At 64.9% G+C, this 6051-nt stretch carries 7 protein-coding genes; all 7 read left to right on the forward strand.

Annotated elements, in window-relative coordinates; genetic code table 11:
• Position 1: 1 nt before the first annotated feature.
• Positions 2-637: a phosphoribosyltransferase gene (locus AAFH49_RS17970; protein ID WP_342300347.1), complete on the forward strand. Its 636-nt coding sequence runs from the start codon at positions 2-4 to the stop codon at positions 635-637.
• Positions 638-907: 270 nt separating this feature from the next.
• The gene (locus tag AAFH49_RS17975; protein ID WP_342300349.1) at positions 908-1321 is read left to right on the forward strand and encodes a hypothetical protein; all 414 of its coding nucleotides are present in this window, start codon (positions 908-910) and stop codon (positions 1319-1321) included.
• A 135-nt stretch (positions 1322-1456) separates the two neighbouring features.
• Positions 1457-1678, forward strand: a complete 222-nt coding sequence (locus tag AAFH49_RS17980) for a hypothetical protein (protein ID WP_342300351.1) — start codon at positions 1457-1459, stop codon at positions 1676-1678.
• Between the two features lie 19 nt (positions 1679-1697).
• On the forward strand, positions 1698-2525 hold the full coding sequence (locus AAFH49_RS17985) for a universal stress protein (protein WP_342300361.1): 828 nt from the start codon (positions 1698-1700) through the stop codon (positions 2523-2525).
• A gap of 539 nt (positions 2526-3064) precedes the next feature.
• Complete coding sequence (locus AAFH49_RS17990; RefSeq protein WP_342300354.1) at positions 3065-4507, forward strand: BON domain-containing protein; 1443 nt, start codon at positions 3065-3067, stop codon at positions 4505-4507.
• 75 nt (positions 4508-4582) lie between these two features.
• A complete protein-coding gene (locus AAFH49_RS17995; RefSeq protein ID WP_342300356.1) occupies positions 4583-5341 on the forward strand; it encodes a porin family protein in 759 nt (252 codons plus the stop codon).
• 151 nt (positions 5342-5492) lie between these two features.
• Positions 5493-6051, forward strand: a 559-nt coding sequence (locus AAFH49_RS18000; RefSeq protein WP_342300359.1) for a PAS domain-containing protein, incomplete at its 3' end; no start/stop codon positions are given.

The following is a 6051-nucleotide window of genomic DNA, read 5'->3' on the forward strand; positions in this document are numbered from 1 at the left end:
CATGGAAATCCCGTTTGCCAACCGTCAGGTGGCCGCCCGGCTGCTCGTTCAGCAGCTGCTGCCCCTGCGCGGACAGCACGGCGTAGTGCTGGCCGTGCCCCGGGGTGCCCTGCCGATGGGTGCCATCATTGCCCAGGCGCTGGGCTGGCCCCTCGATGTGGTGCTGACCAAGAAGCTGGGCCACCCCAACAACCCCGAGTATGCCATCGGGGCCGTGAGCGAGCACGGCTACGTGCTCAGCCCCAACGTGCAGCTGCCCGGGGCCTACCTCACCCGGCAGGTGGCCGCCATTCAGGCCAATCTGAAGGCCCGCCGGCAGGCCTACCAGGGCCACCGCCCGCCCCTGCTCCTGGCGGGCCGGCCCGTGGTGATAGTGGACGATGGCGTGGCCACGGGCCAGACCCTGCTGGCCACCATCGCGCTGGTGCGGGAGCAGCAGCCGGCTCGCATCATCGTGGCCGTGCCGGTGTCGTCGCCCGAAGCGCTCCGGCACTTGCAGCAGGCCGCCGATGAGGTGATATGCCTGCTGGCGCCGCCGGATTTCAGAGCCGTTGGGCAATACTATCAGGACTTTAGGGAGGTGACTGATGCAGAGGCCCTGGCGGCATTGCACCCGGCCCAGCGCCCGGCCGCCTGAGCCGTCCGGCACCCCAATCGGCCCTCCATGATTAGAATCAGACTCTGCACTGATTGGCGTCAATTTTCTCGCTTGAGCCGGATTCTACCTTTGCGCTGAGCACTCACTCCTATTTGCGGGCGGGAAGCAATGGGCTTTCTGCTCGCATTTTTGGGAGAGTTGGATACGATGGTGTTGGCTGCTGATTTTCGGTGGATTGGCAGTTGCTGATGGGTAGATATCCTGGCCAATGTCGCCGCTGCGACGGACGGCCGCAATCCTTTTCATGTCGTGTTAACTCCCTGGCCTCCTGATTGCGACACCCAGACGCAGAGCCGGCTCTTCGTGCGCCAGTTCGCCCATCGGGTGGCGAGCGACCCGCTCCTGGGCCCCTCCTTTCCCGGCCAACACCACACGCCGGCCGACTGCGAATACGCGTGGTGGGAACAGGCCCTGACCGGCAACCTCTACACCGGCCGGCCGCTGCACCGGGAGGACACGCCGCCCTTCACGGCCCCGCAAATCAGACGCTGGTGCACCCTGCTCGAAGAAAGCCTGCACGAAGCCTTCGGCAGCCCGGCAGCCACCGAGATGAAGGGCCACGTACTCAATCTGGCCACCATGCTGGCCCACTGGCAGCTCAGCCAGCAGTGCGACGACACTGGGGAAGGCCGGCTCTCGGAAGCGATGACGACGGCTTGGTAATAGCTTGAATTATTTGCAATTAAATGAAACGGGGGCGGGTCAGTAAAATTATGGGCAATAGCGGCACGAGCTGATTGGCTGGGGCCGCCGAGTCGGTTTCGTGTGGTTTGCATGGCCGTTGTCCCCCATCCAGCCATGCCAACAGCCACCTCCATAAAGCCCAATCCCGATACCACCGCCACGCCCCTAGCCGGTGGTGCCACCCCGCCGGAGCAGCCCAATACAGCCGCCACGCCCTGGCCCGCCGATGTGCCGCGCCCCGTGCCCGACGATGCCCCGCTCGACGACACCCTAACCGAGGCCGCCGGCATGGCCCGCAACGACGACGCGCTGGGCCCCTACGCCGGCTCTTTCTAACCTTTTTTCCGTGCCCGCCATGCTGCCCGCTGCCCTGCTCGTGCTCCCCGATTTATTCCCCGGTAGTGGGCACGCACTGCCGTATGCTGCCCGCCTGGCCGAGGCGCTACAGGCCGGCTTGCTGCTGCTGCATGTGCGGCAGGATGAGCTGCTGACGCCCGAAGAGCACCCCGGCCTGCACACGCGGCGGCGCGAGCGGCAGTCGCTAGCCGCCCTGCAAACCCTGGCCAGCAAGCAGGCCGTACCCACCGAAACCGTCAGCATCGAGGAGTTTTTGCCCGAGGCGGTGGGCGAAATCGTGCGGGAGCACCAGCCCCTGGCCCTGGTGTTGAGCTGCCCCAACGCGGGGGCGGTGCCGGCCGAAGTTGTGACCGGCACGGCCCTGGACTTGCTGCGCCACATCAGCTGCCCGCTGCTGGTGCTGCCGCCCGGCGGCGCGGCGGCATTTGTGCCGCACCGCCTGACGCTGGCCGTCGATGGCCACGATTTCACCCTGCCCAACTACCCGCACATTGTGCCGCAGCTGCTGACCCGGCCGGGAGCCACCCTCGACATCGTGTACGTGACGGACCAGAAAGACCCGGGCGCGGAGGCCGGGCATCGGGCGCTGCACGCGGTGCGCCGCAGCGGCCTGGCCGCCGTGCCGGAAGGCACCTGGGCCCACATAGTTTACAACCCGGACACGGCCCAGGGCATTTTGCAGGGTGCCGCCGAGCGGCAGGCCGACCTGCTGGTAGTGGTGGCCCGGCACCATAGCCTGTGGGGCAGCCTGTTCCACCGCAGCATCACGGGACAGCTGATTGATGCCCGGGCCATTCCGCTGCTGCTATTGCCGGCGCTGGACTGAGGATGAGGCAGCATAGATTAGCACAAGTAAGTGCACAAAAAAAGCGCGTCAAAGCCCCGGAGGGGCGACATATCGGCAGTAAAACCAGTTGAAAGAAACGTCAAAGCCCCAGCGGGGCGACACTCGTTCAACGAATGTCGCCCCGCTGGGGCTTTGATTTTCGCGGAGGCCGGTATTTCTACCGATATGCCGCCCCTCCGGGGCTTTGATTCTCTGGCGGCGATGGTTTCTATGATATGTCGCCCTCCGGGCACGCCCCCGCTGGGGCTACCGCTCAATACTCCGCAACTTGGGTAGAGCACTTCAGTTTTCGCACTCATTTTCAATGACCTGAATCAGGACTTGGGCTGACTGGGGTCATACGTTGGCGGCCGAGGCGCTGGTAATTTCAACCAGGTTCCGGGAAGGGGTTTGGGCTGCTGGGCGCGGCCGGTTGCGCTTGCTTTCTCAGGGACAATTGTCGGCGGCAACCACTTGGCAGGCAGCCCCGGCAGCTGCGCTTTCTACGGCTTTCTCCTCACCCTTTTCCCTCCTCCACCATGAGTATCCTGACAACTCCTACCCCCAAACAGCTGTTGGCCGACCACGACATCACGGCCGCCATCGAGCGCCTCTACAGCCGGCGGCAAGGCGTGTCAGCCACCTGGATTGACGTGAGCACCGCCGAGGGCATCGTCACCCTCAAAGGCTTCACCGACAACCTGCTTTCGCTGGACCGGGCCGAGGAAATCGCCAAGCTAGTGCGCGGGGTGCGCGGCGTGGTCAACGAGCTGGAAATCCGCACCACGGAAGTGCCCGATGCCCAGCTGCTCACCGATATCAAGCAGGCCCTGGCCACCAACCCCGCCACCCAGGACTGCCCCATCGAGTGCCGGGCCACGGCCGGCGAAGTGGAGCTGCACGGCACGGTGCGCAGCTGGGCCGAGCGCCAGCAGGTGCTGCGCGTGGTGAAAGGCGTGCGGGGCATCCGCCGCCTCACCGATAGCCTGACCTATACGCCCGCCATCACGCCCCGGCCCGATGAGGAAATGGCCGCCTCCATCCGCGAGCTGCTGCGCTGGAACGTGCGCGTGCACGCCGCCCTGGTGAACGTGACCGTGAAGCAAGGCACCGTGACGCTGAGCGGCGTGGTGGGCAGCGCCCTCGAGCGCAGCGAAGTCATTGCCATAGCCTGGAGCGCCGGGGCAGCCAAAGCCGTGGACAGCAAAGACCTGCGCGTGGAACCCTGGGTGCCCGCCGACGACCTGCGGCAGGACAAGTACGCCTACCATTCGGAAACCGAGCTGGCCCAGGCCGTGCGCGATGCCTTCGTGTACGACCACCGGGTGTTTTCCTTCGAGCCCATGGTGAGCGTGCAGGGCAGCACCGTGACCCTAACCGGCACCGTGAGCAGCCTGGCCGCCAAGCGCGCCGCCGAGCAGGACGCGCGCAACGTGGTGGGCGTGAGCTGGGTGAACAACCGCCTGAAAGTGCGCCCCGCCGGCCCCTTGGAGGACGTGGCCCTGCAACGCAACGTGCAGGCTGCCCTCACCCACGACCCCTACGTGGGCCGCTACCCCCTCACGGCACAGGCCCACAACAGCACCATCAGCCTGAGCGGCAGCGTGCCCACGCACTTCGAGGCCGCGCACGCCGAGCAGGTAGCGGCCGGTATCAGCGGGGTGGTGCAGGTGGATAACCACCTGACCGTGACGGCCAATACGCCGGCCTGGTTTGGACGCCACCCGAACGGCGTGCTGGCCCACGCCGTCAACCTCGACCAGGCCATTGAGCAGGCCATCCGGCAGGAGCTGTACTGGAACGCCTTCCTGCACGACCAGAACATCCAGGTGAGCGTGAAAAACGGCCAGGCCACGCTGCGCGGCACCGTCGAGAGCTGGCACCAGGCCCAGCTGGCCATTCACAGCGCCCTGGCCGGCGGGGCCAGCAGCATCAACAACCGCCTGCGCACGACCGCCGAAGTCGGCTTCAACGGCTACTAAACAACCAGTATGCTCCGGTCCGACCGCCCTGGGGCGGTCGGACCGGCCCGCGCCACTATCTCATTTCGATGCGCCATGAAACCTCTTATTACCCTTCGCCGGCCATTGGCCGGGCTTTTTTCGCTGCTGAAAATGGGCTTGCTGCTGGGGCTGGGCACGGTGCCGCTGGCGGCACAGGCCCAGGACAAAGGCCCGCCCCGCCTGAGCCTGAAGGTCGGCGGCATCTACGCCAACCTCACCGGCGACGACTTCAAACAGCTGGCCGGGCCGGACTACACCACCCGCCTCGGCAATCGGCACCTGGGCTACCAGGCCGGCGCGGCCCTGCGCATTCCCGTTTCCCAGCACGGGGCACTGGCCATTCAGCCCGAACTGCTGCTCAGCATGCGTGGCTATCGCATTGAGGGCGACCGCACCAGCGGCCTGGCCACGGGCGAGGCCTCGTCCTCCTTCACCCAAAAACGGGCACTGACGTACCTCGACCTACCGCTGCTGGCAAACGTGAACTTGCAGGGCTGGTTTTTAGAATTCGGCCCCCAATTCGGCTACTTGGTGCACACCAAGGCGGAAACGACGACCACGACCCGCTTTGCCGACGGCTCGCCGGAAAAATCCACCAGCACCTCCAGCACCGGAAAATCGGATTTGACCCGCTTCGATATCGGCGTCATCGGCGGGGTGGGCTACCAAACCACTGGCGGCCTGAGCCTCGGACTGCGCCTCAACCGGGGGCTGACCGCCGTGCTCGACCCCGCCGGGGCCACCTCCAAACCCAAGGCTTACAATGACGCGCTGATGCTGCAGGCGGCGTATTTATTACCCGCCGGCCGATAGGTATTTCAATCGGTTCAGCCGATGTTTTTTAGCGCGGTGAGGGTGGCGGTTCTACCTGGCGGTATGTGCTGAGAACTAAGCTGAACCTTATTGCATTACTGATATATTTATGATTATTGCAGAAACGTAAGGCACAAGCCTGCATCTGCATATGCCGGCCACATTATACCGTAATCCACTGACGGACATTCTCTTTGAACAAAGCAAGGAGTTTGTGGGGCTGTATCATGTCGAACAGGGTTGGTTCACGCACGTCAACTCGGCGGGCTACCGCCTGCTGGGCTATTCGTCGGCCCAGGCCCTGTACGACGAGCCGGCCCGCACCCTGCGCGCCCGGCAACTCACCCCGGCCGAATGGACCGAGCTCCGCGACCGGGTGCTGCGCGATGGCTCCCACGAATTTGAGGACGAATTGCGCCGGCAGTCGGGCGAGCTGTTTTGGGCCCGGGTCGAGCTAACCTGCCTCGTGGTTGAGCAGCAGACGTATTTTCTCGTGCGCCTCACCGACACCACGCCCCTGCACGTGGCCGAGCACCGGTTGGCCGAAAGCATGGGCCGCTTCGAGGCCGTGGTGAGCCACGCCACCATTGGGATTGTGATGTGCAACCGGGTCGGCGAAATTTTGCTCGCCAACGATAAGGCCCACCAGTTATTTGGCTATCAGAACGATGGCATGCTTCATCAGCGCATCGAAGCGCTGGTGCCCGAAG

Origin of the sequence: Hymenobacter segetis, from assembly GCF_038448715.1 — a bacterium.
Classification (GTDB): domain Bacteria; phylum Bacteroidota; class Bacteroidia; order Cytophagales; family Hymenobacteraceae; genus Hymenobacter; species Hymenobacter segetis.